The organism is Xanthomonas sp. NCPPB 4467, assembly GCF_041475665.2.
In the GTDB taxonomy this organism is placed as follows: Bacteria; Pseudomonadota; Gammaproteobacteria; order Xanthomonadales; family Xanthomonadaceae; genus Xanthomonas; species Xanthomonas dyei.
Genome location: NZ_CM191260.1, coordinates 4,818,926 through 4,839,235, shown reverse-complemented (window position 1 = coordinate 4,839,235; position 20,310 = coordinate 4,818,926). Strand labels below are relative to the sequence as shown.

The following is a 20,310-nucleotide window of genomic DNA, read 5'->3' as shown; positions in this document are numbered from 1 at the left end:
TGTCGACGCACGCATCGGGCAGGGCTTGCATTCCCAGCCTTGGGAGCTCTGCCCGACCTGCAGATAGGCCACGCCGATCGCGGCCTGCCATGCCGTTGCAGCGCTGCGACACTGCGTCGCAGCGCGTCCCGCACGCAATGGCGGGCGTAAACTGACGCGCTATCTCAAGGAGCCGTGTCATGGCCCATCCGCACTATCGCCCCCGTCGCATGCGCCACGATGCGTTTTCGCGTCGGTTGATGCGCGAAAACACCCTGACCACCGATGATCTGATCTGGCCGGTGTTCGTGCATGAATTGTCCGGCCGCGCGCCCATCGCCTCGATGCCGGGCGTGGAGCGGCTGTCGCTGGACGAGCTGCTGCGCGAGGCGGAAAACGCGCTGGAACTGGGCATCCCGGTGATAGATCTGTTCCCGGTGATCGACCCGGCCGGCAAGAGTCTGGATGCCGCCGAAGCCTGGAACCCGGACGGTCTGGCGCAGCGTGCGGTGCGCGCGCTCAAATCGCGCTTCCCGGAGCTGGGGATCATGACCGACGTGGCGCTGGACCCGTACACCACGCACGGCCAGGACGGCATCATCGATCACACCGGCTATGTGCTCAACGAGATCACTGTCGAGGCGTTGGTCAAGCAATCGCTGTCGCATGCGCAGGCCGGGGTGGACATCATTTCGCCCTCGGATATGATGGATGGTCGCATCGGCGCGATCCGCCGCGCGCTCGATGCCGACGACCATCTCAACGTGCGCATCATGGCGTATTCGGCCAAGTACGCCTCGGCGTTCTACGGCCCGTTCCGCGATGCGGTGGGCAGCGCCGGCAATCTGGGCAAGGCCGACAAGACCACCTATCAGATGGACCCGGCCAACAGCGACGAGGCCATGCGCGAGATCGCGCTGGACCTGGAAGAAGGCGCGGACATGGTGATGGTCAAGCCGGGCATGCCGTACCTGGATGTGGTGCGCCGGGTGAAGGAAGAATTTCGCGTGCCGACTTTTGCGTATCAGGTCAGCGGCGAGTACGCGATGCTCAAGGCGGCCGCCGCCAACGGCTGGCTGGACGAACGCCGCTGCGTGCTGGAAGCGCTGATGGCCTTCAAGCGCGCCGGTGCCGACGGCGTGCTGACGTATTTCGCGCCGCAAGTGGCGCGCTGGTTGCGCGAAGGCTGAGCGCGTCCAGACGTGCTGCGTGGAGCGGCGCTGTGGCGGCATCTTTCGTGGATGCCGCTGCAGGTGGGTGCGATGTAGTGAAGTAGTCCGTCGATCTTTTGGTCGGATCTTCCGCGTGTTTGCACGGACCGGCACAGCCGGCCTGCTTCGCGCTGCAGCGATTGATCTGATGCCATGCGATCGACCTCCCGCACCTGGCACGGCGCCGGCCTGACAGGCCGACAACTAAGCATTGATTTAGATGCGCAGGAGCCGTAATCGGGCAGACCGCCTACGAGACCACGCAATCGCGATCGAACCAAGTGCGCCAACTGCGATAACGATTCTCATCTACAATGGCGAGCCTTGCTGCTCCAGGTTGTTCGCGCGTGTTCAAGACGGTTCTGTTCCAACTGCACTGGCTGCTCGGCATCACCGCCGGTCTGGTGCTGTCGGTGATGGGCGTGACCGGCGCGCTGATGTCCTTCGAAAACGAAATCGTGCGGCTGGCCAACCCGGCCATCGCGCAGCTGGCGGTGCGGCACGCCGCCGGCGAGCGTGCGTTGCCGGTGGATGTGTTGCTGCAGCGCCTCGACCTGCTGCCGCGCGACGCAGGAAAACAGCAGGCGGTGACACGCATGCTGATCGACCCCACCGGCGCGCGGCCATCCAACGCACGTCTGGCGGGCAAGGGCGGCAGGCGTGTCTATTTCGACCCGTACACCGGTGAGCGCGTTGACGCACCGCGCTTGAGTGGCGCATTTGCGTTTATCGAAGACCTGCACCGCCATCTGGCAGCGGGTAAGCGCGGCCAGGCAGTGACCGGGGCATGCGCCTTGATCCTGCTGTTTTTCTGCGCGTCCGGGCTGTATCTGCGTTGGCCGCGGCGCTGGTGGAGCCTGCGAACCTGGTGGGTGGTGGAATGGCGGCGGCAGGGGCGCAGTTTTCTGTGGAGCCTGCACGCGGTGTTCGGCACCTGGTGTCTGCTGGTCTACCTGCTGGTCGCGCTGACCGGGCTGACCTGGTCGTACGACTGGTACCGCGACGGCATGGCGGCCTTGCTCGGCAAGGAGCCGGCCATGCGCGGCGACGGGGGCGATCATCGGCCGGCGACGGTCGATTTCGCACGTGTGCAGCGCACCCTTGACGGCATCCCGGGGACTCATCACGCCGCGCTGGATCTACGCGTGCCCACCCGCGCCGGGCAACCGATGAGCGTGCGGTTTTTGCCGGATCGGCCCGACCACGACCGCGCCTACGACAATCTGGACATCGACGCGGCCAGCGGCGCCTTGCTGCAGCGCCAGGATTACGCGCGGTTGCCGCGCGGCCAGCAATGGCTGGTGAGCATGTTCCCGCTGCATTCGGGCAGTTTCTTCGGCTTGCCGGGGCGCATCGTGGTGATGCTGGCGAGCCTCGGCATGTCGGTGTTTTTCATCAGCGGCTGGATGCTGTACCTGGATCGCCGCCGCAAGAAGCGCGAGCTGCGCGCCGCACGCGTGGTGCTGCAGAACGCACCGCCGGCCTCGCAGGCCGAGCCGTGGTTGATCGCCTTCGCCAGCCAAAGCGGCTTTGCCGAACGGCTGGCCTGGCAGGCGGCCGGGCATCTGCAAGCGGCCGGCCTGCCGGTGCAGGTGCGCGCGCTGGCGCAGGTGGATGCGCAGCAACTGCAGGCCACCCGGCACGCCTTGCTGGTGATCAGCACGTTCGGCGATGGCGAGCCGCCGGATGCGGCGCGTGGGTTCGAGCGCGAACTGATGCGCCAACGCATCGGCTTGCCGCAGCTGGCCTACGCGGTGCTGGCATTGGGCGACCGCCAATACGCGCAGTTTTGCGGGTTTTCGCGGCGCATCGAGCAGTGGCTTGACGCGCAGGGCGCACGCGCGTTGTTTCCTGCCGTGGAAATGGACAACGCCGATCCGCAGGCGTTGGCGCAATGGCATGCGCAGCTGGCGCAGATTGCCGGCGCGCCGCTGGCCGCGGTTGCGCTGACGCGTCCGCGCCTGACCGAGTGGACGCTGTCGTCGCGCACCCATCTCAACCCGGGCAGCGAGGGCGCGCCGATCTGGCGCATCGCCCTGCAGCCACCGCCTGAGGCGCACTGGCAGGCGGGCGATATCCTCGAAGTGCAGCCTGCGCACGCCGATGCGCAGGTGCGTACCTGTCTGGCGGCGTGGGGCCTGTCGTCCGATGCGTTGGTGCATGTCGATGCGCAGTTGCTGCCGCTGCATCAGGCTGCTGCCGAGCGTGTGCTGCCGCCCGCGCCTGCGACGCCGCCAGCGCCGTGTCCGGATCCACAAACCTGGCTGGATGCCTGCGACTGGTTGCCCACGCGCGACTACTCGCTGGCCAGCGTGCCGGCCGATGGCGTGGCCACCGCAGTGGTGCGCCTGACCACCCGCAGCGATGGCAGTCCAGGGCTGGGCTCGGGCTGGTTGATCTGTCATGCGCCGCTGGGGGCGGCAGTGCGCGCGCGGTTGCGCACCAATCCCGGCTTCCATCGCATCGAAGCGGCGCCGATGGTGTTGATCGGCAACGGCACCGGCATCGCCGGGTTGCGCGCCTTGTTGCGCGAGGCCGAGCTGGCCGGCGTGCACGGGCATTGGCTGCTGTTCGGCGAACGCCATGCCGCACACGACCGGCTGTTGGCCGAGGAACTGCAGGCCTGGCAGGCAAGCGGTCATCTGCAACAACTGGACTGGGTGTTCTCGCGCGATCAGCCGCACAAGCGCTACGTGCAGCATCAATTGCGCGATGCCGGCGACGCGCTACGGCACTGGATCGATCGCGGTGCGGTGATCTACGTTTGCGGCAGCCTGGACAGCATGGCGCGCGCGGTCGACGTCACGCTGCGCGAACTGCTGGGCGACACCCGCATGGACGCGCTGACCGCAGCGGGCCGCTATCGGCGCGATGTGTATTGAACGCAGTCATGACCATTGCGTCGCAGCCTTGTAGGGGCTAAGGAACCTCTGAATAACTCATGACCCAGCGAGAGAGATTTGCAATCTGGCCTGATCACAACAATCGCCGTCGCTGAAAATCAAGCACTTGCGCGTGATTTAGTCTATCCAAGGCGTCGATCGGAAGCCTATGAAAGAGTTGTTCAGAGCTTCCCTAACAACATGTCAAAGCCTGGTTGGTCGAGTGTGCGGCGCCCTCACCGCTCGCGTGACACGCCGTGAATCCGTCCGTGGAGGCTCGGTGGCGGCATCCATGCCGCCACACGGTCCCGCAAGCGGCGAGAGCACCGAACCATAGAGTTTGCTGATTGTTTTGCTGAAAGCCATGCACACCGACCATCTCGACTGGTCCTTGCCCGGCTACCGTCGCGGGACCTTACGCGGCATGGATGTCGCGTAAGAGCTTACAAGGACGTACTTGCAGCGTGTCCCGCGATGGTAGGCGGGCAAGGGCCCTGCAGCCACGCCGCCGATCAAGCCGCAAGTCACAACCAAGCCGCAGCTCAGCCGCTCTGCATTGAAGACCTACACCATCCGCTCTGAAATAGACCAGCGCGGAGTGCTTTGCCAGCCGCTTTTATTTTGACTTCGCGCATCCATCCGCCCTCAGCGGCAGCTGGCATCGCCCTCCACCGCCGGCGCCTTCATCCGGTAGATATCCAGCTGGCCCGCGCGTGGTGCGCGTGCGCTGCCGGTCACCAGCAGTTCGCCCGGTTTGGCTGCATCCACCACCGGCGCAAACGTGCGCTCCTGCGGCCCGTTGAACGATAGCGGCAACGGCTGGCCCTGGGCGTAGTGCCCGTTGTTGCATGCGGCCAGCAGCAACTGGCTGGGGCCATCGACTGCGCCGCGCGCCCACACCAGGCCACGCCCGTCGCCGAGCCAGGCCGCATCCAGTTCGTCGGCGGCGGTATTGATGTCGCGCAGCGGCGCAGGTGCGGTGAACGCGCGCCCGTCCCAGCGCGCCACAAACACATCCAGGCCACCGGCGCCGCGATGGCCATCGCTGGCGAACAGCAGGCGCGTGCCGTCCAGCGACAGGCTCGGTGCGCGCTCGTTGCCGCGGCTGTTGATCGCCGCGCCCAGCGATTGCACCGCGCCCAGGCCGCCTTGCGCATCCACCGGCACACGGTACAGATCGCTGCCACCGGCGCCGCCGGGCCGCGACGAGGCGAACAGCAGCCAGCGTCCATCGGCACTGAACAGCGGCGTGATCTCGTCCTGGGCGGTGTTGAGCGGCAGCGGCTGCGCGTCCTGCCAACGCCCGCCGCGCAGCTGCGCCTGCCACAGGTCCCACCCCCCGACGCCGCCGGCGCGGTCGCTGGCCCAGACGATGCGCTGCCCATCCGGGCTGAGCGTGGCATGCGTCTCGTTGGCCGGCGTGGACACCACACCCATGCCTTCGATGCCGAACTCGGCAAGTCCCGACGCGGACGGGACGAAGAGTAAACTCGCCGCCAGCGCGAGCGGCGTCCATCGAAGTTGCATGCGGTGTTCCTGCTCCAAGTCGCGCACAGTCTAGTCAACCAGAGAGCGTTTCATGCCCGTATCCCGTTATGCCGTGTTCGGTCACCCTGTCGCCCATTCGCTGTCGCCGGCCATCCATGCCGACTTCGGCAAGCAGACCGGCATCGCGCTGGACTACACCGCCATCGATGCGCCGCCGGACGCGTTCGCCAGCACGCTGCAGCGCTTCGCCGACGAAGGCGGCAAGGGCGCAAACGTCACCCTGCCGTTGAAGGAGGCCGCCTTTGCGCTGGCCGCCAGCCTGAGCGATCGCGCGCAGCTGGCCGGAGCGGTGAACACGCTGGTGCGTAACGATGGCCAATGGCAGGGCGACAACACCGACGGCGTCGGCCTGGTGCGTGACCTCACCGATCGCCACGGCCTGGATCTGCGCGGTCGTCGCGTGTTGCTGCTGGGCGCCGGCGGCGCCGCACGCGGGGTGGCACCGGCGCTGCTGGATGCCGGCATCACCGAGATGGTGGTGGTGAACCGCTCGCCCGAGCGCGCCGACGCGCTGTGCGATGCGCTGGGCGAACCCGGCCGGGTGGTGTCGCGCTACATCGAAGACCTGCGCGAACTGGGCGACTTCGAGCTGATCGTCAACGCCACCGCCGCCGGGCGCGACCGCGACGCCGGTGCGTTCTCGTTGCCGCTGGGCCTGGTCAACAGCCTGACCGCCGCGGTGGATCTCAACTACGGCGAAACCGCCATCGCCTTCCTGGCCTGGGCACGCGCGGCGCACTGCCGTTACGCCATCGATGGCCTGGGCATGCTGGTGGAGCAGGCCGCGGAAAGTTTCGCGTTGTGGCATGGCGTACGCCCGGACACCGACCCGGTCTATGCCGCGCTGCGCGCGCGCGACGCCGTGCTGGTCAGCGCGGACTGAGCCGTTGGCCATGACCACCACCGACATCCTGCTCAGCCTGATCACCAGCCTGCTGTCGCGGGTGCCGATGCTGATCGCCTTGTTGCTGGGGCTGGTGCTGCTGTGGCGCGCCCCGCACGGGCCGCTGCGGCGTGCCGCGCTGGCCGGGCTGTGGCTGCTGCTGGGTTGTGTGCTGGCCGAAGTGGCCTTGCAGGCGATTCCGATGCTGTTGATGCAGCAGGGCAACGTGCGCCAGATCGGTCTGGTGATGGGCGTCGGCCGCTTCGTGCTGACCGCCGTGCAAGGCGTCGGTATCGGCGTGCTGGTGTGGACCCTGGCGCGCAGCCTGCAACGGCTTCCGCCTGCTGCCGGTCCGCGCGCATGATTCCGCTCAAGGCGTTGGCGCTCACCCTGGTCGGGCTGATCTGTGCAGGGCAGGGCGCTTGGACGTTGCTGCATCCGCAGGCGCTGGCCACCGTCAACCGGGCCGGCCTGCTGTACGAACGCTTCGGTCCGGCCGGTGTGGGCATCGGCATGCTGGCCGTGGGCGTGATGATGGCAGTGATCGGCCTGGTCTGGACGCGCTACGCCTGGCCGAAACGGGCTTGATCGCACTGTTCTGAACGTCTGGCGGTGCGTGGCGGTCGCCGGGCTTCAAGCGCGGCTCCGCAGCGCTGCGTGGCATTCGCAACGACCAGCATTACTCGACAACCACAAGCGCAGCGAGCACGCAGGCGCCTAGCGCAGCATTCGCCTTCACCCGCCGACGCCCGCCACAGGCGCTGGTCCCAGGCGATCCAACGGCAGCCGACAAACAGGTTCAGCTGCTGCGCGTATCGGTCGCAGGCGCTGCGCCGGTCCGTGCGAAAATAGCGCGATGAGTGACCTTGCCCCACCGGCTGCGCCGTCCGCGCCCGTCCCCGCCCAGCGTGTGCTGACCGACCCGATCAAGGCCGGCATCCGCGACGCTTATGCCAAGCTGCAGGCCAATACGCCCGGCTTTGCCACCCGCCGCGCGCAGAGCCAGATGATCGGCCTGGTCTCGCGTGCGCTGGCCACCTCCGGCGGCATCGGCATCGCCGAGGCGCCCACCGGGGTGGGCAAGAGCCTGGGCTATCTCACCGCCGGCGTGCCGATCGCCTTGGCGACCAAGAAAAAACTGGTGATCAGCACTGGCACCGTGGCGCTGCAGTCGCAGCTGGTGGAGCGCGATATCCCCGCCTTCCTCAAGGCCACCGGGCTGGAAGCGACCGTCGCCCTTGCCAAGGGCCGCACCCGCTATCTGTGCACGCGCAATGCCGCCGAGCTGGAAGGCGACACCAGCCAGAACGCCATGTTCGAAGACGAGCAGGCGCTCTACGATCGCCCGCTCAGCCCCGTCGATGCCGATCTGGCCAAACGGCTGGCCAAGGCCTACGCCGCGCGCACCTGGAACGGCGACCTGGACGATGCCCCCGAGCAGGTCTCGGTGCCGTTGCGCATGCGCATCACCACGCCCGCCTCCGGCTGTGCGGGGCGTCGCTGCAGTTATGCCGCGCAATGCCCGGTGCTCAAGGCACGTACCGATGTGCGCGAAGCGCAGATCGTGGTCACCAACCACGCCTTGCTGCTGTCCTCGCTGTCGCTGGGCGATGCCGAAAACGGCCAGCCGCTGATCGCGCCGCCATCGGACATGTTGCTGGTGCTCGACGAAGGCCATCACATCGCCGGCGTGGCCATCGACCAGGGCGCGGCCAATCTGCCGCTGGACGAGATGGCCAAGCGCACGGGCCGCATGCAGATTCTCATCGCCGCCGCGTACCGCGCGGTGGACAAGGACAAGATCGGCAACCTGCTGCCCAACGAAGCCATCGAGGTGGCCGCGCGGGTGTCCAAACTGCTCAAGGCCTTCCATGCCGACGTCGAGCGTGTGTGGAAGCCCGAGCCCGGCGAGCGCGACCCGTTGTGGCGTGCTGCCAACGGCAAGTTGCCGCCGCAGTGGGGCCCGGCCATCGAAGAGCTTGGCGAAGAAACCCGCGCGCTGTTCAACTGGGTGCATGCCGCGCACAGTGCGATCGCCAAGGGCAAGCAGGACGATGCCGCACGCGAACGGCTGCAACGCAACCTGGGCCTGGCGCTGGAAATGGCCGAGCAGCAGCACAATCTGTGGAGCGGCTGGCGGCGCGAAGATAAGGAAGGCCAGCCGCCGATGGCGCGCTGGATCACCCTCTCGCGCGACGGCGATCTGATCTGCCACTGCTCGCCGGTGTCGGCCGCGCAAGTGCTGCGCACGATGATCTGGAACGAAGTGGATTCGGTGGTGATGACCTCGGCCACGCTCACCGGCGGTGGCGATTTCCAATCCTTCGCCATCGACAACGGCCTGCCCGATCACGCCGAAATGGCCTCGCTGGCCTCGCCATTCGACCTGCCCAATCAGGCCGAACTGATCGTTCCCAATTTTCCGGTCACCCCGGACGACCGCGAAGGGCATCCCAAGGAAGTAGCCAAGTATCTGGTGCGCGAACTGGATTGGAACGCCAAGGGCAGCATCGTGCTGTTCACCTCGCGCTGGAAGATGGAGAAGGTCGCCGACCTGATGCCGCTGGCGCAGCGCAACCGTGTGCTGGTGCAGGGCGAAGGCAACAAGTCGCAATTGATCACCGAACACATGCGCCGCATCGCTGCTGGCGAAGGCTCGGTGTTGTTCGGTTTGAATTCCTTTGGCGAAGGCCTGGACCTGCCCGGCGACGCGTGCACCACGGTGGTCATCACCCAGGTGCCGTTCGCGGTGCCGACCGACCCGCAGACCTCGACCTTGAGCGAATGGCTGGAAAGCCGCGGCCACAACGCGTTCAACCTGATTGCGATTCCGCATGCGCTACGCACGCTCACCCAGTTTGCGGGGCGGCTGATCCGCAGCTCCAATGACCACGGCCGCGTAATCATTCTCGACTCGCGCCTGCTGACGCGTCGCTACGGCAAACGCATCATCGATGCCTTGCCGCCGTTCAAGCGGGTGATCGGCTAGTTGGGCTTGCCATGGATCTGTTCCACACATAGGTCGCCATAACGGCATGGCGTTATGCGACGCAGTGCGCTTTACCGCGTTTGTTTTGCTGATTAACTGAGCCTGAAGAAAATAGGCGTAGGTCGCAGCGAAGCAGGGAGTGCACATGCCAGGTGGGTTCTTCAGGGAAGAAGTCTTACGCGCCCGCCGCGATGCGTGGCTTGTACCAGTGCGTCTTCAGGCGCCGAAGTTCGGTTGGCCGTTGTTTGCTATTGCGCTAGTTCTTATTGCTGCCGTGTTTGGGCTGCTTTGCCTCGGAAGTTTTACGCGGCACGAAGCGGTCAACGGCGCGCTAGTACCGGACCGTGGTCTGCTGACCTTGACACCACTCAGTGCCGGCATCGTCTCCAACGCATTCGTTGCAGAGGGGGCGACGGTGCGGGCGGGCGAGCCGATAGTGGAAATTTCCGGAGAGCAGGACAGCACATCACTTGGTGACACCCAAGCATCGGTAATTTCGCAGCTGCAGATCAAGCGTGGTCGCCTGAATGCAGATCTGCAGGCCCAGAATCAGCTCTACGATGCCCAGCAGCGCGATCTGCGTCGCCGCGTAACCCTGCTTGAAGCGCAGATGGATAACACTGCCGACCAGATTCGCTTGCAACGCCAGCGCACAGAGAGTGCGCATCGACTCTACGAACAGTGGGTGAGCGCTGCAGAAAAGGGAATACTGACCAAGGTTCAATTGCTGCAGCAGCAAGACATTGCCATCCAGAATCAGGGGCAACTCAAAGAGTTGCAGAAACATGCGTTGGATCTGCGTGTTGAGCATTCTCAACTCCAGTCGCAGCTTGAACAAAACCCTGCAACCTTGGAAGCAAAGCGTAACGAGATCGCTAGGCAGATCGCAGATGTCGCCCAATCCCTCTCGGAAACCGAGGCGCGCCGCTCGGTGGTGTTGCGTGCGCCGACCGACGGAATCGTCACAAACTTGCTTGTGCACGTAGGGCAACCGGTCGGTGCGCAACAGCCTCTGATCACCTTGTTACCCAAGGGCATCAAGTTACGGGCTGAGCTGTGGGTGCCATCTAAGGCGATTGGATTCGTAGCACGCGGCGATCGCGTACTGCTGCGCTATCAAGCATTCCCTTATCAGAAGTTCGGCCGCCATGCAGGGCGCGTAGTTGAAGTCTCTCGTAGCGCGATCACCTCCAAGGAAGTGTCATCGCTGCTAGGGCAGCAGATCGATGATGCTCGCTATCGTGTGGTGGTCGAGCTGGAACATCAGCACATCGTGGCTAACGGAAGAAAGGAGTCGCTTCGTCCCGGCATGGTGCTTGACGCAGATATCCTGCTTGAGAAGCGTCGGTTGATCGAATGGATGTTTGAACCTGTCTACGAAATGACCGCGCGCCTCTCCGATGATTCGGCTGGGCAGCGCGGATGATCGACACCACGTCCGTTCACCAGCTGCTGTCGAATCGTGCGCATATCGTCCCGATCATGCAGACCGAGGCGGCCGAGTGTGGTCTTGCCTGCTTGGTCATGATTGCCCGCTATCACGGCGATAAAATCGATCTTGCGCAGGTTAGGCGGCGTTTCAACATCTCGCTCAGAGGTGTGCGCCTTGAGCGATTAGTACAGATCGGGCGCGCCATGGGGCTAGATGTCCGCGCTATGCGGGCCGAGCCTGGGTATCTAACAGAGCTTAGGCAACCCTGCATCCTGCACTGGGATATGTCGCATTTCGTCGTGCTGGAGCACGTCGTACGGGGCGTGGCACTGCTTCACGATCCTGCACGAGGGACGCTACGGTTGCCGATGACAGAGCTCGGCAAACATTTCACCGGCGTTTTGCTGGAATTGCAGCCTGGTGCGAGCTTCGAGCCTTCGGTCGAAACGCCAGCGTTGTCGTTGCGCGCGCTCACCGGACGCATTTTCGGACTCAAGCGCGGGTTGGTGCAGATATTCGGACTGGCATTGGCGATCGAAGCGCTGACGCTGCTGTTGCCCTTTCAGATGCAGTGGGTCATCGACCATGTGCTGGTTTCGGCAGACATGCCGCTGCTCAAGATACTGACCATCGCCTTTCTGTTGACCGTCGTCTTCCAGACGGTTCTCATGCTCGCGCGCAGCTGGGTGGTCAGCTGGCTTGGCGCATCGTTGAACACACAATGGATCACCAATCTGTTCGGCCACTTGCTGCGGCTTCCACTGGAGTATTTTGAAAAGCGGCATATGGGTGATGTGCTGTCGCGCTTTTCTTCGTTGAAGTCCATCCAGACGACGTTGACCGGCAGCTTCGTCGAGGCACTGCTCAACGGTCTGACCGGATGCCTGGCAGTGGCAGTCCTGCTGGCCTATAGCCCTGCACTCACGGGCCTGGTGCTGGCCGGCTTCGGCGTGTATCTCGGTTTGCGTCTGGCGTTCTATCGACTCCAGTTTGTGGTCAGCCGCGATCAGCTCACTTATGCCGCACGTCAGCAAAGCGAGCTGATGGAGTCGGTAAGGGGCATTCAAGCGATCAAGCTGGCCAACAAGCAGGGGCTGCGTCAAGGCAGATTGTTCGGTGCCACCGCGCAAAGTGTGCGCCTGGAAATGCAATCGCAACGCTTCGGCCTTGCATTCAACGCGCTCAATCAAGGTCTGTTTGGAACGCAGAGGGTGTTCCTGATTGCCATCGGCGGCTATCTGGCAATGACAGGGACGCTGTCTGCAGGCATGTTGGTCGCCTTCCTGGCCTTTGCAGATCTTTTTACCAGCAGGGCTGCGAGTCTGGTCGACAAGTTCATCGAGCTCAAGATGTTGCGCCTGCATGCCGAGCGGATCGCCGATATCGCCACAACTGCGCCAGAGCTAGACGAAATCTCGAGCTATAGCGGCCCGGAGCCGGTTCCCGAGATTCGCGTGAAAGGGCTGAGTTTTCGTTATTCTGACGACGATCCCTGGGTCATACGCAATCTTGACCTGCACATCGAAGCGGGTGAGTCGGTCGCTATCGTGGGCCCGAGCGGATGCGGCAAGTCGACATTCGCCAAGTTGTTGCTGGGCCTGATCGAGCCGACTGAGGGCACCATCGAGGTCGGTGGCGTCGATATCCGCAAGTTTGGGCTAGAGAATTACCGGGCAATGGTCTCTGCAGTCATGCAGGACGATCAGCTGTTTGCGGGATCGCTGGCCGATAACATCGCTTTCTTCGATCCTGAATCGAATATCGAGCGGATCGCCAGTGCCGCGCAGTTGGCAGCGATCCACGACGATATCGCGCGGATGCCCATGGGATACGAATCGCTCGTCGGCGACATGGGCTCGATTCTGTCGGGGGGGCAACGTCAGCGCGTCATCCTGGCACGTGCCCTGTATCGCCAACCAAAGATTCTGGTGCTGGACGAAGCAACCAGTCATCTGGATTCCACCAGGGACCAGGTCGTCAACGCTCATATCAAAGCGATGAAAATGACCAGGATCATCATCGCGCATCGCCAGGAAACGATCGCCTCTGCCGATCGCAGGATATCGCTTGTTGCCGAGTCGGGTGACAAGCCGGGCAGCCGTCATGGTGCCGACAGACTTGATGCCGGTCACGGCATCGAGAAGTGCGTCGGCAATCTCGCCGACGAACTACCCTGAAGCAGCCAAGGAGTAAGGAATGGAAAACTTTGAACTCATGGAAAACTCACGTCCCGTCGCCCAGCGCTTCGCACGTGAAATGACTCAGGAAGAAGTCAGTGCTGTGTCCTGCGGTGGTGCTGGCGATACGTTGATCATCATCATTGTCGAGGCTGTCGACACTGAGACCATCGTTATCGTCGGCTAAGCGTCCCCCGGCATGGCGGCATGAGAATGTCGCCATGCTTCGGTTGCACTATGGGATACATTGCGCCTATGCAAAACGATCTTAGGACGGTTTTGATCGTCGCTCCTCATCGCGATACGCACGCATTCACGATCGCGGCGATGATTGCGGCATCCGGGCATACGGTAAGCTTGTTGGATACGAGCCAATGGCCGTGTGGCCTCGAGGGTTCTTTGCTCTACGGGCAAAGCGGCGCGAGCGTGGTCCGAGAAGGCTCACCGGTTGCTTACGATGCGGCATGGAGCCGCCGTTTAATGTTCAACAAAACAGCGCCCGCACATGTTCACAATCAGGACATCAAGTTCATCAAGACAGAGGGGCTACTGTTCGATCTGGGAGCGGTCGCACTGCTTGGCGGCGGACATGGCGTCCAGCGCTGGGTCAACGCACCGCTCGCGGCACTTGCCGCAGATCAGAAGCCGTTACAGCTCGCCGCTGCTGTTGCCAGTGGCCTGGTGGTACCTGAGACCCTGATCAGCCGTTGTCCCGCCGACATTCATGCATTTCGTCAGCGACATACGAACGGCGTGGTCGTCAAGCCATTCAATGTCGGCGCGTGGGCAGACGGCGATAACTATAGCGTCTCCTACGCCACACGCATTTCTCACAAAGAGCCGTTGGCGGACGCCGATTTGCGCGCATGTCCAACGACCTATCAGCAGGTCGTCGACCATCAGGCCGATTTACGTATCGTCTGCATGGGCGGCGAGTATGCCTGTATGCAGATGCGTCACTCCCTGGAGGGTGAGATCGACTATCGTGCTATTCGGCACAAGACGACCATGCGCTATGACTGGGTGCCCTTGTTTCCTGGGCTTCAGGCCAAGCTTGATGCACTGAGGTCGGTGCTGAGTGTCGATTTTTTCTGCGCAGATTTCGTCGTGCCTGTCGGCGGCGGCGAGCCGGTGTTTCTTGAACTCAACCCGGGTGGGCAGTTTCTCTATCTGGACGAGAAAGCCCAGGGAATGGAGATCGCGAGTAAATTTTGCTCACTTTTGGTCTATGGTCGCATCGACAGATTCATGGAATTTCCACGCCTACCCCAATCGCCCGCGGTGAGCGATGGCCGGGCAAGGGCAAGATGTTCCTCAGAATCGGGAGCTGCGTGCTTATGAGAATGTTGTTGCTGGGGGTGCTGTTGCTGTGGCAAACGGCGACGCCCGGGCAGGCGTTTGCGAAAGACAGAGAGGAGCGACCGGCGAGGCATCAACCCATGAATGCGTCCTACCGTCAGCAATTGCTGGCACTTGCTGATGCCGACCAGAAGATCCGTGGAGACATTCGTGGTGCGGTCACAGCGCAGCAGTTGCAGGCCAATCAGGGGGCAGCAAAGGAAATGGCCATGCGCTTGGTTGCATCGCAGCGGGAAAACCAGGCCGCCCTGTCCCGCCTGATCGATCAATTTGGCTTTCCCGACATTGCCTCTGTCGGTGAGGATGGCGCGCATGCTGGATTTTTGATCGCGCAGCATTCGACCGATCGAGCATTTCGCGATGACTTTCTTCAAAAAATGCAGGCAGCGGCGGAACGTGGCGCCTACAGCGCCCCGGACCTCGCCTTATTCATCGATCGTAATCTCATCATGTCGGGTAAGCCGCAGCGCTATGGTACGCAACGTAAGGCCGACGGCAGCTTGTTCGAGTTAGAGAATCCTGCCGACTTAAAAAAGCGACGAGCAGAGGCAGGGCTGCCTGAGGAAGAGGGCAGCGCTGGCGGGCTCTGATCCGAATACGATGTGGGCCACTCACCAGCGCGCAGGTCTTGCGTCTGCTTATGGGTTGAAGCGTGAAGGATGAGCTCAGCGTCGATCCGTGTTCTCGACTTGCGGTTGCCGCTTGAGCGCGCGCGTGCCACCGAGCAAGGCGCGACCCGAAGAGTGTGATGCCCAATCGGCCTGCACACGATGTCGACCCATCTGCGATCTGGTGATCGTGCAGGCCGGCAGTATCTAACCGGGCGCTTGCGTGTGTCGGTGCAACGGATGATGGGCGCTCACTTTGGTTGCTGTGGCGCGCATAACAAGGACCGCATGATCGCCGCGCTGCAGCAACGGCATCCTCGTTAGCCAAAGTGTGAGTTCATTACGATGCTATTGCTCACCGAATATCGCAGGTTGGTACGCTGATTTAAGACTCGCGGCCAATGTTTAACGCGATGCATATCACGTAACGTAGTCATCATCATGTTCGCCTATCGCTGCGATCATAACTAACGACTTCTCACACTTCGGCCCGCTCGCCATGCTTCAGGTCCTTCAACACGAGCTGACGCCATGCGCCCTGGATCCCTCATGGTGCTAGCCCTGCTAGCCCCCACGCTGATCGCTCCGCCGGTCTTCGCCCAATCTGTACTGACCCGCGACAACGGCGCCAAGGTCGGCGACAACCAGAATTCGCAGACCGCCGGTGCCACCGGCCCGACCTTGCTGCAGGACGTGCAGCTGATTCAGAAGCTGCAGCGCTTCGATCGCGAGCGCATTCCCGAGCGCGTCGTGCATGCGCGCGGCACTGGCGTCAAAGGCGAGTTTACCGCCACTGCCGATCTGTCCAACCTGACCAAGGCCAAGGTGTTCAGCGCTGGCGAAAAGACCCCGGTGTTCGTGCGCTTCTCGTCGGTCGTACATGGCAATCACTCGCCCGAAACGCTGCGCGACCCGCATGGGTTTGCCACCAAGTTCTATACCAGCGAAGGCAACTGGGATCTGGTCGGCAACAACTTTCCCACCTTCTTCATTCGCGATGCGATCAAGTTCCCCGACATGGTCCACGCGTTCAAGCCGGACCCGCGCACCAATCTGGACGACGACTCGCGCCGCTTCGATTTCTTCTCGCACGTGCCCGAAAGCACGCGCACGCTGACCCTGCTGTATTCCAACGAAGGCACACCGGCCGGCTATCGCTTCATGGATGGCAACGGCGTGCACGCCTACAAGCTGGTCAATGCGCAAGGCGAAGTGCACTACGTCAAGTTCCATTGGAAGACGCTGCAGGGCATCAAGAATCTCGATCCCAAGCAGGTTGCCGCCGTCCAGTCCAAGGACTACAGCCACCTGACCAACGATCTGGTCGGTGCGATCAAGAAGGGCGATTACCCGAAGTGGGACCTGTATGTGCAGGTACTCAAGCCGGAAGACCTGGCCAAGTTCGATTTCGACCCGCTCGATGCCACCAAGATCTGGCCGGATGTGCCGGAGCAGAAGGTCGGCCAGATGGTGTTGAACAAGAATGTCGACAACTTCTTCCAGGAGACCGAGCAGGTCGCGATGGCGCCGGCCAATTTGGTGCCGGGTATCGAACCGTCTGAAGACCGCCTGTTGCAGGGCCGTATCTTCTCCTACGCCGACACCCAGTTGTATCGCATCGGTGCCAACGGCCTGAGCCTGCCGGTCAACCGTCCACGCGTGGCTGTCAACAACGGTAATCAGGATGGTCAGGGCAACATCGGTCAGACCAGCAGCGGCGTGAACTACGAGCCGAGCCGCCTGCAGCCGCGTCCGCAGGACACCGCCGCACGCTATAGCGAACTGCCGCTGTCGGGCACCACCCAGCAGGCCAAGATCACCCGCGAGCAGAACTTCAAGCAGGCCGGCGAGTTGTACCGTTCCTACAGCAAAAAGGATCGTGCTGATCTGGTGCAGAGCTTCGGCGAGTCGCTGTCCAACACCGACACCGAGAGCAAGCACCTGGTGCTGTCGTTCCTGTACAAGGCCGACCCGGAGTACGGCACCGGTGTGACCCGCGTTGCCAAGGGCGACCTGGCCCGCGTCAAGCAGCTGGCTTCCAGCCTGCAGGACTGATCCCTCCGACGGCATCGCGGCCACGCTGCGGTGCCGTCCCCGTCTTGGGAGAGCGATATGCGCACTCTGCTGTTTGTCGTGCTGAGCGCCCTATGCGCGCCAGCCATTGCTGCCTCGCCGTCTGCCACCCCCGCAGCGACCACCTCATCCACGTCCAGCCCCGAGCAGGTCAAGCTGCAGCTGCGTGAGTACTTCTTCGATGCCGCGCGCGAAGGCCGTCAGGACATGCTGGCCGAGTTCATTCGCTCGCATTACGACCTCAATACCCGCGACGAGAAGGGCTATACCGCGCTGATCCTGGCCGCCTACCACGGCCAACGCCCGGCGGTAGAACAGTTGCTCAGTGCCGGCGCCGACCCCTGCGCGCAGGACAAGCGCGGCAACACTGCGCTGATGGGTGCGATTTTCAAGGGCGAGCTGGGCATCGCCAAGCGCCTGATGCAGGCCGATTGCGCCCCCGACCAACGCAACAACGCCGGCCAGACCGCGGCGATGTACGCAGCGCTGTTCCAGCGGACAGACGTGCTCAAGGACCTGGCCGCCAAGGGCGCAGACCTCAGCCTCAAGGACGGGCAGGGCAACGATGTGACCAAGCTGCAGCGCGGCGAATTCGCCACCACCCCGGCACGCTGAGTACGTCAGCTGCGCGACCGGCATGTCTTGCATGCTTCGCCAGTTGCGCCCGTGCTCAAGCTGTTTTTGAGAGTGCGTGACACGTCGGGCGCGGACCATCGTTCGCAGCAACACTCGCCAGCCGGACCTTTGTCATCACCTGCGCTGACGCTTTGAGCGGCATCCATCTCGGCACGCGCATGCCCCCAACACGACCATCGGGCGGCCCTGCCGCGTAGCGCTTAGACAGGCGCAGCCGATGTGCGGATTCGGTATCGATCGCGCAGACGTTGCGGTATCTCCATCGCGTCTGCATCCACCCGATCCCGGAGCGCCGACGCGCACGGATGGCTCCCCATGGCACTGCGACGGTGTCTTACCGTCCCGGCAAGCGCGCGGACGGACAGGCCTTTGACTGGGCTGGCGCCCGCAGCTGTTAGTAGCGCGGCACGATGATCCCGGTTTGTTCCGCACGCAGCATTAGGGCAACGACCGCACACGTTCGTGACGTAAGCGGCGTCAATTCGGCCTCGCCAAACCGTGATGCCCATCGCGTCGGTTTTCCGCCGCGGCTGCGCTGGACGTCTGGCGGTGGTGATGATTTTCCGCCATCTCGTCAGGAGATTTCTGACGTCGAAACCCTGGTGCGCCAGGGCTTTGACATAAAACTGAGTGCGCGCTGACTTGCTTAAAATTGGTTCGGAAAAAGCGCAGAAAACAGTTCAAGAACGCGCCGGGAACGCCGATGCTGAAGCTATCGCACCTTGGAACCCCCGGCCATGAAGCTCGACCCTTCCATCCCTTTTCTGATGTCCCTGCTCGCCATGGTGCTGTGCACCGCCACTGCGGTCGTCGCGCTGGTGTTCGGCCAGGTGCACGTATTGGCCACCTCGTGGAGCTTCTACGCGGTGATGGGTACTGCCCTGATCACTCTGGCTGCTTCGTACCACGCCCTCGGCAAGCCGCTGAGCGCCGAAGAGCGTGTGGGCTTCCGCAACCCGTAATCGCCCTACGTCCGGCAGTGCACGGCTTTACGCCAGCACCGGACCAAAGCAACTGCGCTCGTCATTGACGACGCATCGCGTTCGCTCCGCATCGGCGAACGCCAACAGACACGCCGCAATCTCTCGCGATGCCACCCGATAGCGATCGTATTGGGCGAGCGAGGGAAACGAAAACATCGCCAACGCGATGTTGTTCGCCCCTTCCGATGCCAGAAGATAGCCGTGATGCTGGCCGCCGAAGCGCGCCGCCAGCGGGATCCACAACCGCGTGTCGTGTTCGAATTCGACCAGTTGGTAAGTCTCGATCACCTGGCGCAGCCAACAAGCGATCAGACAGTGAGCCCGGCAGTCGAGGGTGCCGCAACGTGCTATGCCGCACTGCCGCAGATTCATCGACGCCCGTGTAAGCTGTTGATCCTGCTTCGCATTCCAATGTCCGCTCGCCGCGGCCAACCGTCGATGACCGCTTCCGCCGATCGCTACGCCGCCTCCTTGCGCCTGTCCGTCGCCCCGATGATGGATTGGACCGACCGGCATTGCCGGGTGTTCCATCGCCTGCTGGCGCCGTCCGCACGCCTGTATACCGAGATGGTGCATGCCAACGCGGTGATTCATGGCGATCGCACGCGGCTGATCGGTTTCGATCCGGTCGAGCATCCGCTGGCGCTGCAACTTGGCGGCAGCGATCCGGCCCTGCTCGCGCAGGCGGCCGGCATTGCGCAGGAATGGAATTATGACGAAATCAACCTCAATTGCGGCTGCCCGTCCGACCGCGTGCAGGCGGGGCGCTTCGGCGCCTGCCTGATGCGCGAACCGGCGCTGGTGGCCGAGTGCGTCGCCGCCATGTGCGCGGCCACCGACCTGCCGATCACGGTCAAATGCCGTCTGGGCGTGGACGACGATGACGACTACGCGGTGTTCGCCCGCTTTGTCGATCAAATCGTCGCCGCCGGCGCGGCGATGGTGGTGGTGCACGCCCGCAATGCGTGGCTCAAGGGCCTGTCGCCGAAGGAAAACCGCGAAGTGCCGCCGCTGCGCTACGACTGGGCGTATCGCCTCAAGCAGGAGCGTCCCGGCGTGCCGGTGGTGCTCAATGGCGGTATTGCCGCCGTCGACACTGCGCTGGCGCACCTGCAACAGACCGACGGCGTGATGCTCGGTCGCGCCGCGTACCACGACCCGTATGTCCTGCATCAGCTCGATGCCGCATTGACCCGGCGCCCCGAACAGTCGCGCGAGGCGTTGCTGCGTGCACTGCGCCCCTATGTGGAGTCCCAGTTGGAACAGGGCCTGGCCCTGAAGCACATCACCCGGCACGTGCTGGGCCTATTTCACGGGCAGCCGGGCGGGCGGGCGTTTCGGCAGGTTTTGAGCGAAGGTGCACACCGTCCGGGCGCTGGCTGGGAGCTGGTGGAGCAGGCGTTGCAGCGGACCGACAGCCGGCCGTGGCGCATCGTCGCCTGACTGGCCCGGCACTTGCATCAGCTGAACAGGCAGGCCGGGTCCTTTCTTGATTGTGGTCTGGAGCCCGGCACCGAGCGGGAAAGCCTTGCTGGCAGGGCGTCTACTCT

The 20,310-nt window shown here is 63.4% G+C and carries 17 protein-coding genes; 15 read left to right on the top strand and 2 right to left on the bottom strand.

Annotated features, from left to right (window positions below; genetic code table 11):
- Nucleotides 1-179 precede the first annotated feature (179 nt).
- Both hemB and ACCQ06_RS21305 read left to right on the top strand, forming a co-directional pair.
- Nucleotides 180-1,169 (top strand): porphobilinogen synthase, encoded by a 990-nt coding sequence (hemB, locus tag ACCQ06_RS21310; RefSeq protein WP_316689210.1) that lies wholly within the window; start codon nucleotides 180-182, stop codon nucleotides 1,167-1,169.
- A 368-nt stretch (nucleotides 1,170-1,537) separates the two neighbouring features.
- Entirely contained in the window at nucleotides 1,538-4,072 is a 2,535-nt protein-coding gene (locus tag ACCQ06_RS21305; protein ID WP_316689209.1) for a PepSY domain-containing protein, read from the top strand.
- 645 nt (nucleotides 4,073-4,717) lie between these two features.
- On the opposite strand, the gene ACCQ06_RS21300 is transcribed toward ACCQ06_RS21305, so the two are convergent.
- Nucleotides 4,718-5,599 (bottom strand): TolB family protein, encoded by an 882-nt coding sequence (locus tag ACCQ06_RS21300; protein WP_316689208.1) that lies wholly within the window; start codon nucleotides 5,597-5,599, stop codon nucleotides 4,718-4,720.
- Nucleotides 5,600-5,651: 52 nt separating this feature from the next.
- On the opposite strand from ACCQ06_RS21300, the gene aroE reads away from it, so the two are divergent.
- From aroE to ACCQ06_RS21240, 12 genes are all read left to right on the top strand, one after another.
- A complete protein-coding gene (gene aroE, locus ACCQ06_RS21295; RefSeq protein WP_055847161.1) occupies nucleotides 5,652-6,503 on the top strand; it encodes a shikimate dehydrogenase in 852 nt (283 codons plus the stop codon).
- A 10-nt stretch (nucleotides 6,504-6,513) separates the two neighbouring features.
- A complete protein-coding gene (locus ACCQ06_RS21290; protein WP_104614787.1) occupies nucleotides 6,514-6,867 on the top strand; it encodes a hypothetical protein in 354 nt (117 codons plus the stop codon).
- Nucleotides 6,864-7,091, top strand: a complete 228-nt coding sequence (locus ACCQ06_RS21285) for a hypothetical protein (protein ID WP_104614788.1) — start codon at nucleotides 6,864-6,866, stop codon at nucleotides 7,089-7,091. Before ACCQ06_RS21290 ends, ACCQ06_RS21285 begins: the two co-directional genes overlap by 4 nt.
- Before the next feature lie 268 nt (nucleotides 7,092-7,359).
- Nucleotides 7,360-9,492 carry an ATP-dependent DNA helicase DinG gene (gene dinG / locus ACCQ06_RS21280; protein WP_316689206.1) on the top strand — a complete coding sequence of 711 codons (2,133 nt, stop codon included), beginning with the start codon at nucleotides 7,360-7,362 and terminating at the stop codon, nucleotides 9,490-9,492.
- 145 nt (nucleotides 9,493-9,637) lie between these two features.
- Nucleotides 9,638-10,918, top strand: coding sequence for a beta-barrel domain-containing protein (locus ACCQ06_RS21275; RefSeq protein WP_244907771.1), 1,281 nt, complete (start codon nucleotides 9,638-9,640; stop codon nucleotides 10,916-10,918).
- The gene (locus tag ACCQ06_RS21270) at nucleotides 10,915-13,101 is read left to right on the top strand and encodes a peptidase domain-containing ABC transporter (protein WP_228323296.1); all 2,187 of its coding nucleotides are present in this window, start codon (nucleotides 10,915-10,917) and stop codon (nucleotides 13,099-13,101) included. Before ACCQ06_RS21275 ends, ACCQ06_RS21270 begins: the two co-directional genes overlap by 4 nt.
- Before the next feature lie 19 nt (nucleotides 13,102-13,120).
- Entirely contained in the window at nucleotides 13,121-13,288 is a 168-nt protein-coding gene (locus tag ACCQ06_RS21265; protein ID WP_017156254.1) for a hypothetical protein, read from the top strand.
- Between the two features lie 20 nt (nucleotides 13,289-13,308).
- Nucleotides 13,309-14,442: an ATP-grasp domain-containing protein gene (locus ACCQ06_RS21260; protein WP_316689204.1), complete on the top strand. Its 1,134-nt coding sequence runs from the start codon at nucleotides 13,309-13,311 to the stop codon at nucleotides 14,440-14,442.
- Nucleotides 14,439-15,050, top strand: coding sequence for a DUF6624 domain-containing protein (locus tag ACCQ06_RS21255; protein WP_104614861.1), 612 nt, complete (start codon nucleotides 14,439-14,441; stop codon nucleotides 15,048-15,050). Before ACCQ06_RS21260 ends, ACCQ06_RS21255 begins: the two co-directional genes overlap by 4 nt.
- A 567-nt stretch (nucleotides 15,051-15,617) precedes the next feature.
- Nucleotides 15,618-17,123, top strand: coding sequence for a catalase KatB (gene katB / locus ACCQ06_RS21250; protein WP_228323295.1), 1,506 nt, complete (start codon nucleotides 15,618-15,620; stop codon nucleotides 17,121-17,123).
- A gap of 57 nt (nucleotides 17,124-17,180) precedes the next feature.
- The gene (locus tag ACCQ06_RS21245) at nucleotides 17,181-17,756 is read left to right on the top strand and encodes an ankyrin repeat domain-containing protein (protein WP_316689200.1); all 576 of its coding nucleotides are present in this window, start codon (nucleotides 17,181-17,183) and stop codon (nucleotides 17,754-17,756) included.
- Nucleotides 17,757-18,514: 758 nt separating this feature from the next.
- A complete protein-coding gene (locus ACCQ06_RS21240; RefSeq protein WP_170068538.1) occupies nucleotides 18,515-18,739 on the top strand; it encodes a hypothetical protein in 225 nt (74 codons plus the stop codon).
- Nucleotides 18,740-18,766: 27 nt separating this feature from the next.
- Here the strand turns inward: ACCQ06_RS21240 and ACCQ06_RS21235 are convergent, their stop codons facing one another.
- Entirely contained in the window at nucleotides 18,767-19,132 is a 366-nt protein-coding gene (locus ACCQ06_RS21235; protein ID WP_228323294.1) for an NIPSNAP family protein, read from the bottom strand.
- 66 nt (nucleotides 19,133-19,198) lie between these two features.
- On the opposite strand from ACCQ06_RS21235, the gene dusA reads away from it, so the two are divergent.
- Nucleotides 19,199-20,203: a tRNA dihydrouridine(20/20a) synthase DusA gene (gene dusA / locus ACCQ06_RS21230; RefSeq protein WP_316689197.1), complete on the top strand. Its 1,005-nt coding sequence runs from the start codon at nucleotides 19,199-19,201 to the stop codon at nucleotides 20,201-20,203.
- The last annotated feature ends 107 nt before the right edge of the window (nucleotides 20,204-20,310 follow it).

What these genes read in the sequence shown, in the direction of transcription:
- hemB (WP_316689210.1), top strand. Translation starts at nt 180, where the DNA reads ATGGCCCATCCGCACTATCGCCCCCGTCGCATGCGCCACGATGCGTTT.
- ACCQ06_RS21300 (WP_316689208.1), bottom strand. Translation starts at nt 5,599, where the DNA reads ATGCAACTTCGATGGACGCCGCTCGCGCTGGCGGCGAGTTTACTCTTC.
- aroE (WP_055847161.1), top strand. Translation starts at nt 5,652, where the DNA reads ATGCCCGTATCCCGTTATGCCGTGTTCGGTCACCCTGTCGCCCATTCG.
- ACCQ06_RS21290 (WP_104614787.1), top strand. Translation starts at nt 6,514, where the DNA reads ATGACCACCACCGACATCCTGCTCAGCCTGATCACCAGCCTGCTGTCG.
- ACCQ06_RS21285 (WP_104614788.1), top strand. Translation starts at nt 6,864, where the DNA reads ATGATTCCGCTCAAGGCGTTGGCGCTCACCCTGGTCGGGCTGATCTGT.
- dinG (WP_316689206.1), top strand. Translation starts at nt 7,360, where the DNA reads ATGAGTGACCTTGCCCCACCGGCTGCGCCGTCCGCGCCCGTCCCCGCC.
- ACCQ06_RS21275 (WP_244907771.1), top strand. Translation starts at nt 9,638, where the DNA reads ATGCCAGGTGGGTTCTTCAGGGAAGAAGTCTTACGCGCCCGCCGCGAT.
- ACCQ06_RS21270 (WP_228323296.1), top strand. Translation starts at nt 10,915, where the DNA reads ATGATCGACACCACGTCCGTTCACCAGCTGCTGTCGAATCGTGCGCAT.
- ACCQ06_RS21265 (WP_017156254.1), top strand. Translation starts at nt 13,121, where the DNA reads ATGGAAAACTTTGAACTCATGGAAAACTCACGTCCCGTCGCCCAGCGC.
- ACCQ06_RS21260 (WP_316689204.1), top strand. Translation starts at nt 13,309, where the DNA reads ATGAGAATGTCGCCATGCTTCGGTTGCACTATGGGATACATTGCGCCT.
- ACCQ06_RS21255 (WP_104614861.1), top strand. Translation starts at nt 14,439, where the DNA reads ATGAGAATGTTGTTGCTGGGGGTGCTGTTGCTGTGGCAAACGGCGACG.
- katB (WP_228323295.1), top strand. Translation starts at nt 15,618, where the DNA reads ATGGTGCTAGCCCTGCTAGCCCCCACGCTGATCGCTCCGCCGGTCTTC.
- ACCQ06_RS21245 (WP_316689200.1), top strand. Translation starts at nt 17,181, where the DNA reads ATGCGCACTCTGCTGTTTGTCGTGCTGAGCGCCCTATGCGCGCCAGCC.
- ACCQ06_RS21240 (WP_170068538.1), top strand. Translation starts at nt 18,515, where the DNA reads ATGAAGCTCGACCCTTCCATCCCTTTTCTGATGTCCCTGCTCGCCATG.
- ACCQ06_RS21235 (WP_228323294.1), bottom strand. Translation starts at nt 19,132, where the DNA reads ATGAATCTGCGGCAGTGCGGCATAGCACGTTGCGGCACCCTCGACTGC.
- dusA (WP_316689197.1), top strand. Translation starts at nt 19,199, where the DNA reads ATGACCGCTTCCGCCGATCGCTACGCCGCCTCCTTGCGCCTGTCCGTC.